This window comes from Tautonia rosea (assembly GCF_012958305.1).
GTDB classification, from domain to species: Bacteria; Planctomycetota; Planctomycetia; order Isosphaerales; family Isosphaeraceae; genus Tautonia; species Tautonia rosea.
The window spans coordinates 1-18,237 of sequence record NZ_JABBYO010000015.1 but is presented as its reverse complement, the minus strand read 5'-3'; the positions used below and the strand labels follow the sequence as shown (position 1 = coordinate 18,237).

Annotated in this window: 10 protein-coding genes; 4 read left to right on the top strand and 6 right to left on the bottom strand. The window is 62.4% G+C overall.

Annotated features, from left to right (window positions below; all coding sequences use genetic code 11):
* Positions 1-39: 39 nt before the first annotated feature.
* Complete coding sequence (locus HG800_RS28285) at positions 40-1,212, bottom strand: GTPase (protein ID WP_315852083.1); 1,173 nt, start codon at positions 1,210-1,212, stop codon at positions 40-42.
* Between the two features lie 393 nt (positions 1,213-1,605).
* Between HG800_RS28285 and HG800_RS21660 the strand changes: the two genes are divergently transcribed.
* Together HG800_RS21660 and HG800_RS21655 are read left to right on the top strand one after the other, a co-directional pair.
* Positions 1,606-4,077, top strand: coding sequence for a DUF1553 domain-containing protein (locus HG800_RS21660; RefSeq protein WP_235963871.1), 2,472 nt, complete (start codon positions 1,606-1,608; stop codon positions 4,075-4,077).
* Between the two features lie 23 nt (positions 4,078-4,100).
* Positions 4,101-5,555, top strand: coding sequence for a DUF1501 domain-containing protein (locus tag HG800_RS21655; RefSeq protein WP_169979638.1), 1,455 nt, complete (start codon positions 4,101-4,103; stop codon positions 5,553-5,555).
* Between the two features lie 71 nt (positions 5,556-5,626).
* On the opposite strand, the gene HG800_RS21650 is transcribed toward HG800_RS21655, so the two are convergent.
* From HG800_RS21650 to HG800_RS21635, 4 genes are all read right to left on the bottom strand, one after another.
* Positions 5,627-7,702 carry an alpha/beta hydrolase domain-containing protein gene (locus HG800_RS21650; RefSeq protein ID WP_169979424.1) on the bottom strand — a complete coding sequence of 692 codons (2,076 nt, stop codon included), beginning with the start codon at positions 7,700-7,702 and terminating at the stop codon, positions 5,627-5,629.
* A 150-nt stretch (positions 7,703-7,852) separates the two neighbouring features.
* Positions 7,853-9,460, bottom strand: coding sequence for a PPC domain-containing protein (locus tag HG800_RS21645; protein WP_169979422.1), 1,608 nt, complete (start codon positions 9,458-9,460; stop codon positions 7,853-7,855).
* A 19-nt stretch (positions 9,461-9,479) separates the two neighbouring features.
* Positions 9,480-10,802, bottom strand: a complete 1,323-nt coding sequence (locus tag HG800_RS21640) for a DUF1501 domain-containing protein (protein ID WP_169979420.1) — start codon at positions 10,800-10,802, stop codon at positions 9,480-9,482.
* An 83-nt stretch (positions 10,803-10,885) separates the two neighbouring features.
* Entirely contained in the window at positions 10,886-13,342 is a 2,457-nt protein-coding gene (locus tag HG800_RS21635) for a DUF1549 and DUF1553 domain-containing protein (protein WP_315852082.1), read from the bottom strand.
* A gap of 315 nt (positions 13,343-13,657) precedes the next feature.
* Between HG800_RS21635 and HG800_RS21630 the strand changes: the two genes are divergently transcribed.
* Positions 13,658-15,103 (top strand): DUF1501 domain-containing protein, encoded by a 1,446-nt coding sequence (locus HG800_RS21630; protein ID WP_169979418.1) that lies wholly within the window; start codon positions 13,658-13,660, stop codon positions 15,101-15,103.
* 161 nt (positions 15,104-15,264) lie between these two features.
* Here the strand turns inward: HG800_RS21630 and HG800_RS21625 are convergent, their stop codons facing one another.
* Positions 15,265-15,777, bottom strand: coding sequence for a hypothetical protein (locus tag HG800_RS21625; protein WP_169979416.1), 513 nt, complete (start codon positions 15,775-15,777; stop codon positions 15,265-15,267).
* Between the two features lie 242 nt (positions 15,778-16,019).
* On the opposite strand from HG800_RS21625, the gene HG800_RS21620 reads away from it, so the two are divergent.
* Positions 16,020-18,170, top strand: coding sequence for a DUF1549 and DUF1553 domain-containing protein (locus HG800_RS21620; protein WP_169979414.1), 2,151 nt, complete (start codon positions 16,020-16,022; stop codon positions 18,168-18,170).
* Positions 18,171-18,237 lie beyond the last annotated feature (67 nt).

Sequence of the window (18,237 nt, the reverse complement as noted above, 5' to 3'; positions counted from 1 at the left end):
GGCGATCTCTGACCGCAAGACCTCGGCCTCCCCTTGTGATCAGGTGGCCTCGTATTGAAGCCAATCGAGCTTCTTGCGCGCATCATCCAGCGAACCTTCCTGGAGGAGTCGACGAATTTCGATCAGTTGTTCCCGTTGTTCCGCTCGAAACGGAATCGCTTCCTCAACGTCAGGAGGAGTCGGCACAATCCGTCGAGACAGTGTTGCTACCAGCGATTCGAGCCCATCCCCGCGTTCGGCCGAAATCCTCTGCACCTCTTTCCAGGAGGGCTCCGGCTCCCAGGCCGCTGTCAGGTCCGATTTATTACAAACGATCAGCGAAGACTCATACTCCGAAAGCAACGCTCGATCGCTTTCCGAAAGCGGTTCGGATTGATCGAGAATCAAGAGAACCAGATCCGCTCCCTCATGCCGAGAACGAGCCAGTACCACCCCCCCGGCTTCGATCGGGTCGTGGGTCTCTCGAAGTCCCGCCGTATCCGAAACCTCGACCGGCCAACCTTCGATCGCGATTCTGGCAGTCACCACGTCCCGGGTGGTTCCCGGCGTCGGGGAGACAATCGCTCGGCCATAACCTGCCAGGGCATTCAGGAGGCGACTCTTTCCCACGTTTGGCCGCCCGGCGAGTGCGATGCGCCACCCGGAAACGAGATGAAGTCCTACCTCCGCAACCTGGATGAGCCTGTCGAGTCTCCTTATCGCCTCGGAAGGGGTGTTGCCCATCTGGTTGCGGATGGTCTCGATTGCTTCATCAAGGGCACCTTGAGCCTGAGCGAGAAGATATCTTGCGGTCCGATCGGTTTCCGCATGAACAAGGTCATGATGTGCAAGCCATTTCAAACGAGAGGACTGATGATCGGCAAGCCAATCGTCGGCCGATCGCCAGCGCACTCCGACCCGTTCCAGGGAGTCGATCACGAGGCCCACGGCCGCTGGTCCTCCGTGGCACTGAATCTCCACCTCAAGAGTTTGACCAGGTTCGTCCAGGATGAGGGCAACCACCTCGTCCCCGATCCCCCGTCCCACTCTCCCAACGCGGGGTCGCCCTGATGGCGACTTCGAAAGGCTCACCCCTCGAATTGGCCGAAACACCTCATTCACCGCGCCGACAGCCCCCTCTCCCCAAACCCGAAGCACCGCGATTGCTCCTCGGGCTTGCGATGTCAGCAGACTGTGAAACGGTCCGTCTTGTGCAATCGGTGTTGGCGTCATGGGTTTCCGAATCTGACCAGGCCGACCCCTTGCTGTCTAGCGCTATCGAGAGTCACCCCGGATGAGGGAATTGAACCGCGGAGTCCTCCGAAGGTCTCGCCACGCGTCTGGAACGTCGTTCTCCCGAAATCGGAGGACGGTTGAGGCGGAAAAACGTGCCAAACCCTCAACGGATCAGAGGTGAACGTCAACACGCTCAACCGTTGCAACCTTCCTCTGAGAACCCCGGAATCGGTTGCGAATGGACGAGCGAATCGATTAGGCTAAACCTAGATTAAACGTCCTGCTGCACGCAAATCCATTGGGCTGGTCGAGATGCTCAAGGCGATACCAACGCCCGTCGATCCCCAACGCCTGCCACTGATCGGTCCCCGAGACCGGAGTACCGAGACGATGACGCAATTGCGACCGCCCCGGACGATGGCCGTCGGGTGGATCTTCCTCCTCATGGTGAGCCCGCTTGTCTTCCCGCACAGTGGACTCGCCGAAGAGGAACGGTCGATCGACTTTGCGACGGAGATTCGGCCGATACTTTCGGACACCTGTGTCCGCTGCCATGGCCCCGACGCCTCGCAACGCGCCGCGGGACTCCGGCTCGATACACCGGAAGGAGCCCTTGCCGACCTGGGCGGGTATGCAGCGATCGTTCCCGGATCACCCGAGGAGAGCGAGCTTTTTCTGCGAATCACCGAGGACATGGCCGATTTTCGGATGCCCCCCCCCGATTCGGGAAAGTCGCTCTCGGACGCCCAGGTTGAGTTAATTCGCCAGTGGATCGCGCAGGGTGCCCCCTGGGAAGATCACTGGGCCTTCACTCCTCCTCTGCGTCCAGAGTTGCCAGCCGTCAAGGAATCCTCCTGGGTCCGCAACCCGATCGATGCGTTCATCCTCGCCCCGCTCGAACAGGATGGAATTGCTCCTTCAACCGAGGCCGATCGGGCGACCTTAATTCGACGGGCCAGTCTCGACGTGACGGGCCTGCCCCCGACCCCGGAGGACGTTCAGGCATTCCTGGCCGATGACCGTCCCGACGCCTACGAGCACCTGATCGATCGACTCCTCGCCAGCCCTCACTACGGGGAACGTTGGGGGCGTCGTTGGCTCGACAATGCCCGCTACGCCGACTCAAACGGGTATAGCATCGATGCTCCCCGAGAGATCTGGCTGTACCGGGACTGGGTCATCGACTCCTTGAACCGTGATCTCCCGTTCGACGAATTCACCATCGACCAGATCGCCGGCGATCTTCGCCCCGATGCCTCAATGCCTCAGCTCGTCGCAACCGGATTTCATCGCAACACGCCGATCAATCAGGAAGGGGGCATCGACCGCGAACAGTTTCGGATCGAGTCGGTCATTGATCGAGTCAACACCACCGGCTCGGTCTGGCTTGGATTGACGATCGGGTGCGCCCAGTGCCACGATCACAAATATGATCCGATTTCACAGCAAGATTACTTTCAGTTCTTTGCATTCTTGAATACCGTCGACGAGCCGACCATTCCCGTGGCGTCCGAGGAGGATGTCGCCCGGCGGGACGAGGTCAACCAGGCCATCAGCGACTACCTCGCCCGAATCGAGCGCGACCCCGACTTGCTCAATCGACAACATGCCTGGGAGATCGGGCTCGATGGTGCAGGCCGCCAGAAGCAGTCTCAGGAAGTCCGAGAGGCCTTCGACCTCCCCTTCGAGAAACGCCCCGCAGACCGCAATCGAGTCGTCTTCGCGGCCTTCATCGACCAATCAGACGATCCGATCGTCGCTCCTCATCGCACCGCCATCGCCACCCTCAAGCAAGAACTTCCCAAGATCCCCACGACCATGGTCGTTCGAGAGCAGAACGTCCCTCGAACCACCCATTTCTTGACGGCGGGCGACTTCACCAGGCCGGGAGACCCGGTCGAGCCCGATGTGCCTTCCGTGCTTCCTCCCTTGACTCGATCGTCGGACACCCGCGCGAACCGGCTCGACCTGGCCCGATGGCTCGTTGATCCCGATCACCCGCTCACGGCAAGGGTCGCCGTCAATCGCCTCTGGCAAGCATACTTTGGACGAGGCATCGTCGAAACCGACGAGGACTTCGGCACTCAGGGCACCCTTCCTTCGCACCCGGACTTGCTCGACTGGCTCGCGGTCGAGTTCGTGGAGCAAGGCTGGAGCCTCAAAACCATGCACCGCCTGATCCTTACCTCGTCCACCTACCGCCAATCGTCCAGACTTCGCCCCGACCTGATCGATCGTGATCCGACCAATCGGCGTCTCGCTCGTCAGTCTCGGTTGCGGCTCGACGCCGAACTCATCCGCGATTCCGCCCTCGTCGCAAGCGGCCTCCTCACCGAAACCGTCGGAGGACCGAGCGTTTTCCCTCCCCAACCCGACGGCGTGATGAGCCTCGGGCAGATGAGGCGCGAATGGGTCACCGACACCGGCCCCAACCGCTTCCGCAGAGGGCTCTACACCTTCTTCTGGAGAGCGACGCCTCATCCCTTGCTCGTTGGCTTCGATGCCCCAGACGCCACCTTCGCCTGTACGCGACGCACCCGTTCCAACACGCCGCTTCAAGCGCTCATGCTCTTGAACGATCAGGCGTTCTACGAATTTGCTCAGGCCCTGGCCGACCGCCTTCTTGCTGAAGGTCCTCTGGACGACACTAAACGGCTCGACCTCGCCTTTCGTCTCTGTCTCGCTCGAAGCCCCGACCCCGTCGAACTGGATCGCCTGAATGCATTCCTCAGTGAACAACGATCGCTCAACTCCGGCTCAGGGGATGACGATCATTCCAAGACCGATCATTCCGAGCGAGCTGCCTGGACCGCGATCGCCAGGGTCTTGTTGAATCTGGATGAGTTCATCACACGCGAGTAACGGCAACCGACGGGAGTGTCATGATGAATGAGATCCCTCCGCTGCTTCAATCGACCCGTCGGCATTTTTTTGAACGATGCGGAATCGGTCTGGGCTCGATGGCGCTGACCTCCTTGCTCGGAACTGGCACCGCCAGTCTTGCCGCCGAACCCGATCCGTCCACCAACCCATTGGCACCTCGGGCCGGTCATTTCGCTCCCAAAGCCAAGAACGTGATCTTCCTGTTCATGGCAGGCGGACCGAGCCAGTTCGAGTTGTTTGATTACAAACCCGGACTTCAGCGCTACAACGATCAACCGATTCCCCCTTCGTACCTTGAAGGCAAGCGATTCGCCTTCATGGAGACCTTCAACAAGGAACCTCCGAAGCTCCTCGGCACCCGCCGAAAATTCTCCAGACACGGTGACAGTGGAGCCTGGGTCTCCGAATGTTTGCCGCACACGGCCCGAATCGTGGATGACCTGACCTTCCTCAAGTCGGTCTGGACCGAACCGGTCAACCACGCTCCGGCCAAGTTGTTCTTCAATGCGGGCACCACGCAATTCGGTCGTCCCAGCATGGGGGCCTGGATTACCTATGGCATCGGCAGTGAGGCGGACAACCTCCCCGGCTTCGTCGTCCTCCAGTCCGGGCCAAGGGGTCCTAGAGGGGGCGCAGTCCTCTGGGGCAGCGGCTTCCTGCCGACCGCATACCAGGGTGTTCCTTTCCGGAGCGGTCCCGAGCCCATCCTCGATCTATCCCGACCTCCGGAGGTTTCTGAAGACGATCAGCGCACCGCGCTCAATGCCATCGGCGACCTGAACCGCCATCGACTCGATACCACGGGCGATCCCGAAATCGCCACCCGAATTGCCTCTTACGAGATGGCCTTTCGAATGCAGTCGAGCGCCCCCGAATTAATCGACCTGGCGGGCGAGTCGCAGGCCACCCTCGACCTCTATGGTATCGAGCCGGGAACTCCTTCCTTTGCCAGCAATTGCCTGCTCGCTCGACGACTTGTTGAGCGTGGCACGCGATTCGTCCAGCTCTACCACACCAACTGGGACCACCACGGCGGCCCCACCGAAAACCTTGAAGATTCGCTCGATACCGTCTGTCTCGACGTCGATCGCGCCTCTGCCGCCCTGATCACCGATCTCAAGGCCCGCGGCCTCCTCGATGAAACCCTGGTCATCTGGGGAGGAGAATTCGGACGGACCCCAATGGGAGAGGTCCGAGAAAACACCGGACGTAACCACCACCCCGACGCCTTCACCATGTGGCTCGCGGGGGGTGGTGTAAAGCCCGGGATGACCTTTGGTGCGAGCGATGAGTTCGGATTCTCCGCTGCCGAAGATCCGATCCACGTCCATGACCTTCAGGCCACGATTCTCCACCTGCTCGGCCTTGATCACACCCGCCTGACTTACCGCTTCCAGGGTCGCGATTTCCGACTGACCGACGTCGGGGGACGGGTCGTCTCCTCCCTCTTCGCCTGAGACGATCCATCCCGCGGCGGAATCAATTCCCGAGCCCGGCACCACGGCAGCGAGGTGCCGGGCTCAACACGTCAATTGCGTGGAGCTTCACCACCTCCAACATCCCACGATGATCGAGACGCTTCGGCGGCACGGAGCAATCGCACCACGTCTTCATCCAGCAGGAATCGCTGCGATTCAAGTTCGAGCAGGCACTCCGAATACAAGCCGAGGTAATGCGCGAAGTTCGGGTATCGTGCCTGTACCGACAGTCTCAGGTCACCCTTTGCAACCCGTTGCCTTTCATCTCCCGGAAACGGTAGCAGGGAACCGTTGAACTTGGCGAGTTGTCCTGCCGCTCCTGCTTCGACACTCCGAAGATTCCATCCGGTGAAGGTGGCTACCGGCACAGCGAGCTGAGGCAATCGAATGCCTGCGCGATCATTTCCATCCGCATCGGGAGCAGGAACCAAGCTCAGAAAGGGCTGACCGGCCACGGCTGGAACTTCATCGATGATCCCCTCCGATTCCCATCGAGGACCGAAGTTCAACCGCGTCGGAACATAATGCGTTCGAGGCAAGGCGATTCCCGGAAGCTCGGGAAACGTACGACGGTAGGCATCTGCTCGGATCAAGGTGCCGTCGTCGATCCTTGGGTATCGGCTCGGCGGTGGCTCAACCCCGCGTGTCGCCCAGTCGTCGAGTGCAACAAGCAAGGCCCTCAGCACCCCTCGATAGTCGAGCGTATTGATCAGGTTGACATAGATTCCCCGACTCGTCTCGGTCGTCACGCCATGCTGACCGCCGGCAATGAAGTAGATGCGTACGTTCGGGTCGTGCCCCACATCAACGGTCCCGTCCACATCCGTATGCAAGAGCGACGCGGCTCGCGTCCAGTACTCGGCAGATGTGTTGGTGAACACCATTTTTGGAACAACTCCCGCCGCTCGGGCACGTTCCAGCGTATCCCCTGTCCGGCCGGTCCACGGGTCTGTCGAAGGAGCCGTGGTCATCGGGAACGACTCCGAGAGATAGAGTCGGTCCTGGTGGGGACTGCCATGCCGGGTCGTCTGAACGAACCGGCCGTTGAACATTCCTTTTCCCGCTCCCGGAACGTGGGCGAAGACACCGTCGAACACCGCGTGTCCCGTTTCGTCCGCATTGAATCCCTGATACACGAAATCGTGAAGGAATCTCCCCGACTGCGATATCCCGAACGCAATCACCCCGTCCACGGCTCCTGCCAGCGGATTCGCAGGGGATTCCTCGTTTCTGAAGAAGGAGACCACATCTCGAACCGCGGCAAATCCGAGCCCCGTGACCCGAGGGTTCTGTGTCGTATAAACCACCTCGTAGATCCATCCGGGCCGGAACCCCTCTTCGAGATACAGGTACCTGGGGTCAGGGACGACCTGATCTCCATCGAGTCGAGCAAATGCCCTCCGGTCTCTGGGAATGACCTCGGCGAGAGCATCACGGGTCGGCCGCATGGTGACCACGGCCTGCTCGGGGTCGATCACCGGGTAAGGGTCCGAGTTCCCCCAGGCGAGCGGTTCCGATCGGCTCGACTCATCAACGCAAATTTCCGCATAAATGCGTCCTTCGATCGGACCTGAGGCGTCCTTGGTAATGGGAAGATCGATCGTGAGACGCTCCCCTCCCGGAAGGACATCCCCATTCCAGCCGCACCAGAGCAGGTGATACCCCTCTTGGAAGAGAAACCCATTGCCCGCGTCATCGAGCGATTTGAACTCGTTCCCCCCACGATCGAGAAAAGCGCCGGGAGCGAGTTTGTTGCCTCGGTTGTTGACCTCGAAGAAGATTCGGCGATTGCCTCGTTTTGGATTCACGGGGGCGAGCAAGTCGAACTCGGTCGAGAATTCCACAAAGCCGCGATCGTTTCGAGGGGCGAGCTTCAGATCGTGAATCGCTCGGTTCGATGGATCGTCGGGATCCACTTCGAGCATCGCTCGCCCGCTGAGACGTTCATAGGCACCGACCAAGCCGAACTCATGACCGTCGGCAAAAGGTTCCCGGTGCTCGATCTCCAGACGAACAACTCCCGCATCGACCGTTGAAAGCGAGAAAGTAAGGGAGAACAGCCAGGCCAGAACTCCAAGCCCAGCAGGACTGGTCCGGTTAATCCCGACTCCGTACACGTTGCGCATCACCATTCATCGGCCCTTTGCGAGAACTCCAGAGCGCGTCCGCTCAGCCGAGCGCCTGACGCTCCGTTGTCTCAGGCAAGAGTCAGGTTCGCAAGCCCATCCTTGGTTCCGCTCGGGGCTGTCCCGTTCTGATCCTGCGGACCCAGGGCATCAGGAGGCCGGACGAACCGTGAGCCAAAGGGCCTCGGTCCGAGAGCCGCCTACTCGTTCAGCCGTTGCCGATACGCAATCGTCAGCGCCTTCCACCGTGCCCAGAATCCGGATCGGGCCTGACCACGCCGAGGCCGTTGTGGACGAGAGCTGGAGCGTCACCTTTTTGGACGAATCCCCTTCAGCCTCAGAGACGACCGGCTCTGCGGTCACTCCCTCCGGGAGCCCTTCCAGACTGATGGTCACCGCTTCCTTGAATCCCCCTTGTCGATCGATCGTTACTTCGATCGATAAGGGTTTTTCCGGATCGAGAACGAACGCGTCGGCTGCAACCGTCATCGCGAACTCGGGTGCCGGCTCCCGAGCCTCGATCCGATAGAGATACCGGGAACCCCCACGACGGTGAAGATCGCGCACCTGAACGTGAAGCATCCCGTCATCCGGAACCTTTACCGTCAGTTCAGGATCGAGTTCCCGACGCAAATCATCCATCTCGGCCAGTTGAGTCCCGGAGGAGTCCTCAACCGTCAGCACGGCATCCAGCGGCGATCCGAATGCTCGGGCTTCCACTCGAAGCCGGATCGACGTACCAGGCTCTCCCTTAAGCAGCATCCGGTTCGCCTCGCCATCTTCTCCAAGTTGACCGCAGATCAACGCAGGAAGAGGAGCCGGTTGCTCCGTGATCGTCGCGGCGAGCACGACAGGAAACGCCGCAACAGTCATCTCAACCGAGCCGGCCAGGTCCGGATGCCAGGCCACCGCTGTCCTCTCAGGCCCGGGAGCGACCTGTAGCCCCTCGGTTTCGTCCGACACGTTCCAGCCCACTGCGGCAACGTCTGTCTCGAGTTCCTGCCCGACGACCGACGGATGAGCCAGGTCGAGATAGCCACCGGTCGTCAAGGTCAAGCGATACACATAATCATCACTTCCCGAAAACCGGATCGAGCTGTCCGGCTGAGCCGGGAAGGCAAAGGCACGGACAATGTACGTACCGGACGTCGGCGCAGTGAACGCGAGGCTCGGATCCAGCAGGGGAGCATCATCCGCATGATCCACCACAAAGCCTTCCGGCGAAACAATCTGAAGCTTTCCGTCCATCGGCGACCCGAGCCGATTGTTTGCCTCCAAGGCAACCACCAGCGTCTCGCCCGACTCCAGCTCAACCGCAAACGAATCAACATCTCCGGACTTTTCCAGCCGACCATTCACCACCACACCCGTCGGTTGATCGATCGGCTGTGCCTCACGATCAGCCGTGTTGGGCTCCACCTCCAGCACCTCCGGCAGCGTTCCGATCTGGAACGGACGGAGCGTCGCCGCGCCTTCGTCATTGAACAGACGCACCCAGGTGATCCCTGGAACCGCATCGTCTGGAATCGAGACGGTAAAGACCCCCGCCTCCTCCTCGGCAGTAAAGCAGATCCCCGGCCGATCGACTTCGATCTGAACCGGCCAGGGTTTCAACGTTCCCTTGGCCTCGACTCGGACTGACTCACCGATCCGGCCTCCTCCGGGAAAGAAGGAGGAGACCTTTGGAGGATCGGCCTGCGCCCAGGACGGAAGCAGGAGCAGGGCCACGATCAAATTGACTCGGCGGAGATGTCGCATCGAAGGCAGATCCAGGGGCTCAGCCCATCAATTCCGCGATCGGGTTCGGGTCGCTCACCAGGTGGGCCGGGCGACCTTGCGGGGTGTAATAAATCGTGTTCGGATCAATGCCGAGCTTCCGATACACGGTCGACGCGAAGTTCTCCGGTGAGAGAATGCGATCGACCGCCGCATAGCCCCTGGCATCAGTCGCCCCCACTACCTGCCCGCCCGGAGTCCCGCAGCCCGCGAAGACCACGGACATGGCGTTCGACCAGTGGTCGCGACCGCCTCGGCCGTTGATCTTGGGCGTCCGCCCGAACTCGCCGAGGGCGATGACCAGGGTCGACTCCAGCAACCCGCGCTGTTCCAGGTCAAGGATCAAGGCCGCCAACGCTCGATCGAAGGGCGGCAGCTTCTTATCCAGAGCATCAAAGATCTCGACGTGGTGATCCCAGCCGCCCTCATACAGCGTGATGAAGGGCACCCCCGCCTCGACCAGCCGACGGGCCAGCAGGCAGCTCTGCCCGAATCGATTCCGCCCGTACAGGTCTCGAATCGCGTCCGGCTCGGCCTGAACCTCAAAGGCACGCTGTGCATCCCGAGAGGACATCAGGTCGTACCCTTGCTCATAATATTCATCCAGCGATCGGACAGGATCGCCTGCAGCTTCATGAGCGATCCGTTCGAGCCGGTCAAGCTGGGCTCTCAGATCCTTGCGATTGTCGAACCGGCCCAGTTCCAGATCGCGTGGCGGCGAAACGTCCCGCACCCGGAAGTTCTCGCGATTCGGATCGTCGGGCACCACGAAGGGTGCATACCGGGCACCCAGGAAGTTCGGGCCTCCCGATCGCGACATCCGGGGGATTGAGAAGTACGGCGGTAGGCCCCCTTGGGTCCCTCGCTCGTAGGCCGTGACCGAGCCGAGGCTCGGGTGGAAGCTGACGAAGGCACCGCAGCCGACCGGAATCCGAGTCGGTGCGCCGGTCATCATGTAATGATTGCCGGCCCCGTGGTTCCCCTGATTATGCTGGATCGATCGGACGACTGCGAGCCGATCGGCGATCTTCGCCATCTCCGTCATGTGCTTGGAGAAATGCATCCCCGGCACGCTCGTGCCGATCGGGTCGTAATCGCCTCGAATTTCCGAAGGGGCGTCGGGCTTGGGATCGAACGTCTCATAGTGGCTCGGCCCGCCGTCCATCCAGACCAGAATGCAGCTGGTCGGTCTTCCGGGAGCGGTCATCGCCGACTGGCCTCGAAGCCTCAGGGCATCGACCAGACCGCCGCCGATCAAGCTCGTCAGTCCAAGCTTCAGACAATCGCGTCGGGTCGTCCCTTCGCAGTTTCGGGATCGGCTCATGTCATTGGCTCCTCGGTCTGGTACGGGCCGGCCCCACCTGGGCGTTGACCGGCGAAAAAGATCGGTGACTCGTCCGGTCGTGATCAATTAATGAAAATGAATTCGGCCGAATTGAGCAAGGCCCAGAGCACATCCTCCGTCGCCTTGCGCCGATCCACCTCCGGTTCCTCGAAGACCGACCTGGCGATGGCCTTCTCTTCCTCAGACGGCAGTCGGCAGAAGACGCGAAGATAAAGCTCCTCCACAATCTCCTCAGCCGATCGGTCGCTTGCGGCCAACTCGGCGGCGACCCCCTTCTCGTCGGTAATTTTGGCGTGCAAGTCCGGAGCGTTCATCAGGTGCAACACCTGCGTCACCGACGTATCCGGCACGCGCTCGCACGGCGGGTCCTGGTTCGGGTCGGGCCGGCCGAAGGTATCGAGGAAGGTCGAGGGGACTCGGTGCGTCCAGATTTGCGACGCTCGGGTGCCAGGGGCAGCGGCGTCGTACGACTCGGGTACCCCCGTGATATCGCAGACCGCGTCGATCAACGCCTCGGCACCGAGTCGCTTGCGATAGTGGCGGGCGTAGTTCCGCACATCCACCACGTTACGCTCATCGGGACTCGAATCCAGCCCGTAAACCTGAGAGGTCATGATCGTTCGGATCAGGTGCTTCAGGTCGTAGCCCCCCTCAACGAATTCCTTCGCCAGTGCATCCAGAAGTTCCGGGTTGGTCGGCGGATTCGTCGCTCGCAGGTCATCCACCGGTTCCACCAGGCCAATTCCCATCAGATCTGCCCACACCCGATTGGCAATCACCTGCGCGAAGTACGGATTGTCTGCGTCGGTCATCCAGTACGCCAGGGACTCTCGCGGATCGTCCTCGGCCTCCGGTGCCTCACCGAACAACGGAGCCGGTTTCATCGTCTCCCCGGTCAACGGATGGGCAACCGACCCCTTCCCTGAGGCGAAGATGATCTCTTCTCCTCCGCTGATCGGCGGGGAAAGACCGGTCCCTTTCCGACCGACCTCGGCGAAGTAGGCGGCAAACCCATAGAAATCCTCTTGCCCCCAAACCTCGAACGGGTGGTGGTGGCACCGAGCGCAATCGAGCCGGATTCCGAGGAAGAGTTGGCTGACCATTGTCGTCAACTCTTCCGGATCGCGACGATCGCGGAAGATCGTGGCCGGTCCTTCCTGAAAGGTGCTCCCCTGCGCCGCGACGATCGTCCGAACAAACTCGTCGTACGGCATGTTCTCGCGGAAGGCGCGTCGAATCCAGGCGTCCAGATTCCAGACCGCCTTGATGCCCACCCGGTAGGGATTCGGCCGGAGCAGGTCCATCCACTTCGTTGCCCAGTGATCGGCGTATTCGGGGCGCTCCAGAAGCCGATCAATCAAGACGGTCCGCTTCTCGGGAGACGGATCATTAAGGAAAGCCCTCGTCTCGTCGGGGGTCGGCAACCGGCCGATGATGTCGAGATGGGCTCGCCGCAGAAAGGTCGCGTCATTCGTCGCGACCGAAGGGGTCAGGCCCAGCTTCTCAAGCTTGTTCCAGACCAGGCCGTCGATGAAGTTCGATCGAGGAAGGTTCTCGTAAAGCTCGGGGTCCACAGTCCCTTCCAGCGGAATCGTCACACCGCAGGTCGCAAATTGTCCCTCGAACCGGGCGCTGATCGCCGCCTCTCCCGGCCGGTCGCCTGCCTTGATCAAGCCCGACTCATCCACCGCAACCACTGCCGATTCATTCGACTGAAAATCGGCCAGATGAGTCACATCGGCGCTCGATCCGTCAGAATAATACGCTGTGACGATCGTCTGCTGCTGATCTCCCGCGGCGATGCTTCGCTCGGTCGGCCAGATGTCCAGGCCGACGACCGAAGGAGCGCCCTCCGGATCCCGGGGCATCCCCTCAGCGATCCATTGGCGAAGCACCTCATACTCCTCGCTGCCCGCCTCGATCGGCTTCCCGCCGCCGTGCGGGAGCGTGGCCGTGGCCTTCATGAGCAAAAGGCTTTGTTCCGGCGCGGCCGGGAAGACGCGACGCCCCCGCGCCTCCTTCGTGATCGCGGCGTGATCGAAATTCGGATCGAACCCAAGCAGGGATAGTTGAAAACCGTTCTGCCCCCGCTGCTTTCCGTGGCAGGGCCCGGAATTGCAGCCGAATCGGGTCAGCATTGGCATCACGTCGCGCTCGAACGTGATCGGCCGCGCTCCTCCCATTCCGGAAACGCGAACAGTCGCGCGGGCCGTCTCCCCATCTACGACCGCTTCAAGTGTCGTCTCGCCGTCCTTTCTTGGTCTGACCACTCGGGACGCAGTCACGGTCACTAGGTCCGGGTCCTCGACCCGAAACTCCGCCTCCCGCGTCAGATCGACCAGACGCCCCTCCACAGTCCCCATCACCACGAACCGCTGCCGGGCACTGGGGTCGATCAGGGTCAAGGACTCCGGAACGATCCGAAGATCGCTGATGGGCCGGGTTCCAGCGAGGGCAATCCCACTCCACCCCATCGTGATCACGGCAATGACCGCGATAATCGATCGTCGTACCCTCACGAGATCGCACCTCATTGGTCTTCGGTCGTCAATCGCGCAGCACGAACCTGCGCCGAGTGTCATGAGGTGATCTTAACCACTTTCCCGCCGAAATCCAACAACAATCAAACGAGTCGTTCCCCCCAAAGGCCGCCTGGCGCGATCCGGCCCCCCTTTGATCCCTCGGAGCCGTTCGGCCCCCCATCCCAATTGTCGTCAACCGCTTGCGTCTTCGGATCAACAGGTGCTGTCACCGGGGCGATGCTCCTGGTAACGTGATTGGAAGCGGCTGACCCTCCTTTTCCCTTCGATCGTCCTCTCTCGACGAGGTCCGCCATGTTCCGGCCCACCGGCGCGAACCCAGTCGCCCCCTCGGCGTCCCGTCGCGCCTTCTTCCGCGACTCCTGCGGCGGATTCGGCCTCCTCGCCCTGGCCTGGATGCTGCAACAGGACCTCGCGCAGGCGAATTCCGACCCTGCCCGAGACCCCCTCGCCCCGAAGCCCCCCCACTTCGCCCCGAAGGCCGACTCGGTCATCTACCTCTTCATGCACGGCGGGCCCAGCCACCTCGAAACCTTCGACCCCAAGCCCGACCTCCAGCGCCTGCACGGTAATCCCCTCCCCGAGAGCTTCGGCCCCGTCGCCACCCGCCGCAAGGTCGGCCAGAACCCCCTGCTCGGCACGAAACGCACCTTCCGCCCGCACGGCAACAGCGGCATTCCCGTCTCCGACTTCCTGCCCCACACGGCCCGATGCGTCGACGACCTCGCCGTCGTCCGCTCCTGCTGGGCCGACAGCGTCAACCACCCCCAGGCCGTCTACCAGATGAACACCGGCTCGATCCTCATGGGTCGGCCCAGCCTCGGCTCGTGGGTCGGCTACGGATTGGGATCCGAGAATCGCGATCTCCCCGCCTTCGTCGTCATGCCCGACCCCGCCGGCGGCCTCAAAGGGGGCCCCCCCGCCTACGGCAACGGCTTCCTCCCGGCGAGCTACCAGGGGACCGTCGTCCGATCCGGCGATGATCCCCTGCTCAACCTCCGGCCCCCCGAGGGCACCCTGACTCGCTCCGAACAGCGCCGGATGCTCGACCTCATCGGCGCCCTCAACGCCCGCCACCTCGAACCCCGCGCCGACGACTCCGACCTCGCCGCCCGCATCCAGACGTACGAACTCGCCTACCGGATGCAATCCGCCGCCCCCGAGGCCGTCGACCTCTCCCGCGAGACCACCGCCACCCGCCGCCTCTACGGCCTCGACGACCCCGTCACCGCCGACTTCGGCACCCGATGCCTCCTCGCCCGCCGCCTCGTCGAGCGCGGGGTCCGCTTCGTTCAGCTCTACTCCGGCGACTTCACCGGCTGGGACGCGCACAACGACGTCGAAACCAACCACGCCTCCATGTGCGCCAAGACCGACCAGCCCGTCGCCGCCCTGCTCACCGACCTGAAACGCCGCGGCCTGCTCGACCGCACCCTCGTCATCTGGGGCGGCGAGTTCGGCCGCATGCCCATGTCCGAGAGCGGCACCGGCCGCGACCACAACCCCCACGGCTTCACCACCTGGCTCGCCGGCGGCGGCATCAAGGGGGGCACCCTCCTCGGCACCACCGACCCCGTCGGCCTCCGCGCCGAATCCGACCGCGTGCACGTCCACGACCTGCACGCCACGATCCTCCACCTCCTCGGCCTCGAACACACCCGCCTCACCTACTTCCACAACGGCCGCGAGCACCGCCTGACCGACGTCGCCGGCACGGTCGTCACGCCGATCCTGGCGTGAGCGGCCGGGGGTTGGGTCGCGATGAATGCCAGGCTTGAGGGGACTTGGCTTCCCAAAAAAAGTGTCAAAAAATGTCCCGATGACAGATCGAAGTTTCGCCACACCTGAATCAAGAACTTGCGGCGATGCGGAACTGAAAGCTCGATGTTATGACTTTCGACTTACATGACAGAAAACGGGATCACCCTAGGCGATTGGGAATCGCTTTCAGTTGACATGACGGCAGGATCAACAGTGGACGCCGGCTTCTGTGGCTTGGCGATCACGAGGGCCAATAGACCACCGATAAGTGCGATGAGCAACATGGGCAAACCAACAATCAAGGCTGCAACTACAGGATTGATCAGATTTTCCATGATAAACATGACGGCCTTCATCAAAATCGGTTCAATTAACTGTGATGCCTGCTTGGGTAGGAGTCGATTCCAGGCGACAAACGCAAGCATCGCAACCAGCCCGGAAACCTCGAACCCAAGCAGGAATGGCTTTCGCTCGCCACGGTAGAAAGTGAGGCGGTAAAGACCGACAAGCAGGATGTTTGACATTAAGAATACGCCAACCGCCTCGATGAAGTCCTGAAATGATCGAGTTGAAGTGACCTGACGGTATATGCCACAATTGATGGCAATGGTCATCACCACGATCATCAATTTGGCGATTGAGAGGCGGGGCATCCTCATGGCATCCCTCCAGTGGACGGTGGTATGTCTTGATTCTGTGGGATCATACCAAATACATCCAACGAGGCAACGCCGAACAACTTCGGAGAACCTTGGCTGGCAGCGCATCTGGTATTCCTTGTCATACATTTAACACATCGCAACTACTTCATACTTTCATCAGCCCTCACATATTCGCCTTTGCCCGATGGATCATATCAGACCAACCCGGCCATTAGATTCGGAGAGGATGTCTCATGAGTAGGCCAGCAACGCACCTCCCCCCGATCCTCATGGCGTCCTGCTTCGGGGCGATGGCCGCCGCCGAGGACTCCGATCACTGGTCTTTCGTCCCTCCGGCTCGCCCCGAAATCCCCGCAGTCGCCGACGCCTCCTGGCCCCGCAACCCGATCGACCGCTTCCTCCTCGCCGAGCTGGAGGCGTTCGACGTCCCGCCCGCCCCCGAGGCCGATCGCGCCACCCTGCTCCGCCGCCTGACATTCGACCTGACCGGCCTGCCGCCGACGCCCGAGGAGGTCGAGGCGTTCCTCGACGACCCGTCCCCCTTCGCCTACGAAGGCCAGGTCGACCGCCTCCTCGCCTCACCCCGGTACGGCGAGCGGATGGCCCAGCACTGGCTCGACCTGGCCCGCTACGCCGACACCGACGGCTTCGAGTTCGACCACACCCGGCCCGACATGTGGCGCTACCGCGACTGGGTCGTCTCGGCCTTCAACGACGACCTGCCCTACGACCGCTTCCTCGCCCTCCAGATGGCCGCCGACGAGCTGGTGCCCGACAACCCCGCCGCCGCCGTCGCCACCGGCTTCCACCGCTGCTACCCCGACATGGTCGACATGAACGACCAGGGCGAGCGGCGCCAGATCGCGCTCGACGACATCACCGAGACGACCGGCCTCGCCTTCCTCGGCCTCACGATCGGCTGCGCCCGCTGCCACGACCACAAGTTCGACCCCCTCTCCCAGGTCGATTTCTACCGCCTCCAGGCCTTCTTCACCCCCGCTCGCTTCGATAACGCCTACCCCGTCTCCACCCCCGCCCAGGAACGGGCCCACGACGACGCCGTCCGCTCCTGGCAAGGCGAACTCGCCGCACTCCGCGCGGCCATCCTCCGGCTCGAGGCCGACGCCCGCGAGACACTCGCCCCCGGCCCCCCCCGCGACCCGAGGCCCAACACCCAGGACGCCTTCGCCACCCCCGAAGAAGACCGCACCCCCGACCAGATCCGCATCGTCTACGACGCCCTCGCCAAGGACCCTCGCATCGACCCCGAACAGCTCGACGTCGCCCTCGGCCCCGATCGCGTCGCCGAGCGCAACGCCCTCCGCGACCGGCTCGACGCCCTCAACGACGCCGGGCCACCCCCCCTGCCCGTCGCCCGCGTCCTGGTTGAGGACAGCCCCGACGCCGCCCCCACCCACCTCCTCCTCCGCGGCCAGTACGGTAAGCCCGGCCCCGAAGTCGAACCCGGTTTCCCGAGCCAACTCGACCCGAACGCTCCCCGCATCAATCCCACCGACCACTCCACCGGCCGCCGCTCGGCCCTCGCCGCCTGGCTGACGCAACCCGACCACCCCCTCACCGCCCGCGTGTTCGTCAACCGCCTCTGGCAGCTCCACTTCGGCCGCGGCATCGTCGCCACCCCCAGCGACTTCGGCGTCATGGGGACGTACCCCTCCCACCCGGAACTGCTCGACTGGCTCGCCACCGAGCTTCCGAACCAGGGGTGGAGCATCAAACGCATGCAGCGCCTGATCGTCACCAGCGCCGCCTACCGGATGTCCTCGCAATTCGACCCCGACTCCCACGCCCTCGACCCCGACAACGAACTCTTCTGGCGTCAGAACCGCCGCCGCCTCGACGGCGAGGCCATCCGAGACGCCCTCCTTGCTGCTTCCGGCCTGCTCAACCTCGCCCAGGGCGGCCCGTCCATTTTCCCCGAGCTTCCCGCAGAACTGACCAAACTCAGCAGCCAGGGAGCCGTCTGGCCCGTCTCCCCTACGCCCAGCGAGCGTAACCGCCGAAGCCTTTACGTTTTCATCCGTCGCAATCTCCGCTATCCGTTCTTCGAGGCCTTCGATCGTCCCGACACCAACGCCTCTTGCCCCCGCCGCGACGTCACCACCATCGCCCCCCAGGCCCTCGCCCTGCTCAACGATCGCCTCTCACACGACGCTGCCTCTGCCCTGGCCGAGCGCCTCAATCGCATCGCCGGCCCCGATCCCGAAGCGCGCATCCGCCTCGCCTTCCTCCTCGCCGTCGGCCGCGAGCCCGACCCCTCGGAACTCGAACTGGCATTACGTTATGTGAGCGATCACAATGAGGCAGCCTGGCACTCCTTCTGCCTCGCCTTGCTTAACCTCAACGAGTTCGTGTTCCTTGATTGAATCCGATCGAGACCTCTCCCGCTCACCGGAACCCCATCGAGAGACATTCGTCATGATCCGGCTCGTC

Excerpts from the sequence above, each read along its gene's own strand:
- HG800_RS28285 (WP_315852083.1), bottom strand. The coding sequence starts at position 1,212 with ATGACGCCAACACCGATTGCACAAGACGGACCGTTTCACAGTCTGCTG.
- HG800_RS21660 (WP_235963871.1), top strand. The coding sequence starts at position 1,606 with ATGACGCAATTGCGACCGCCCCGGACGATGGCCGTCGGGTGGATCTTC.
- HG800_RS21655 (WP_169979638.1), top strand. The coding sequence starts at position 4,101 with ATGAATGAGATCCCTCCGCTGCTTCAATCGACCCGTCGGCATTTTTTT.
- HG800_RS21650 (WP_169979424.1), bottom strand. The coding sequence starts at position 7,702 with ATGCGCAACGTGTACGGAGTCGGGATTAACCGGACCAGTCCTGCTGGG.
- HG800_RS21645 (WP_169979422.1), bottom strand. The coding sequence starts at position 9,460 with ATGCGACATCTCCGCCGAGTCAATTTGATCGTGGCCCTGCTCCTGCTT.
- HG800_RS21640 (WP_169979420.1), bottom strand. The coding sequence starts at position 10,802 with ATGAGCCGATCCCGAAACTGCGAAGGGACGACCCGACGCGATTGTCTG.
- HG800_RS21630 (WP_169979418.1), top strand. The coding sequence starts at position 13,658 with ATGTTCCGGCCCACCGGCGCGAACCCAGTCGCCCCCTCGGCGTCCCGT.
- HG800_RS21625 (WP_169979416.1), bottom strand. The coding sequence starts at position 15,777 with ATGCCCCGCCTCTCAATCGCCAAATTGATGATCGTGGTGATGACCATT.
- HG800_RS21620 (WP_169979414.1), top strand. The coding sequence starts at position 16,020 with ATGAGTAGGCCAGCAACGCACCTCCCCCCGATCCTCATGGCGTCCTGC.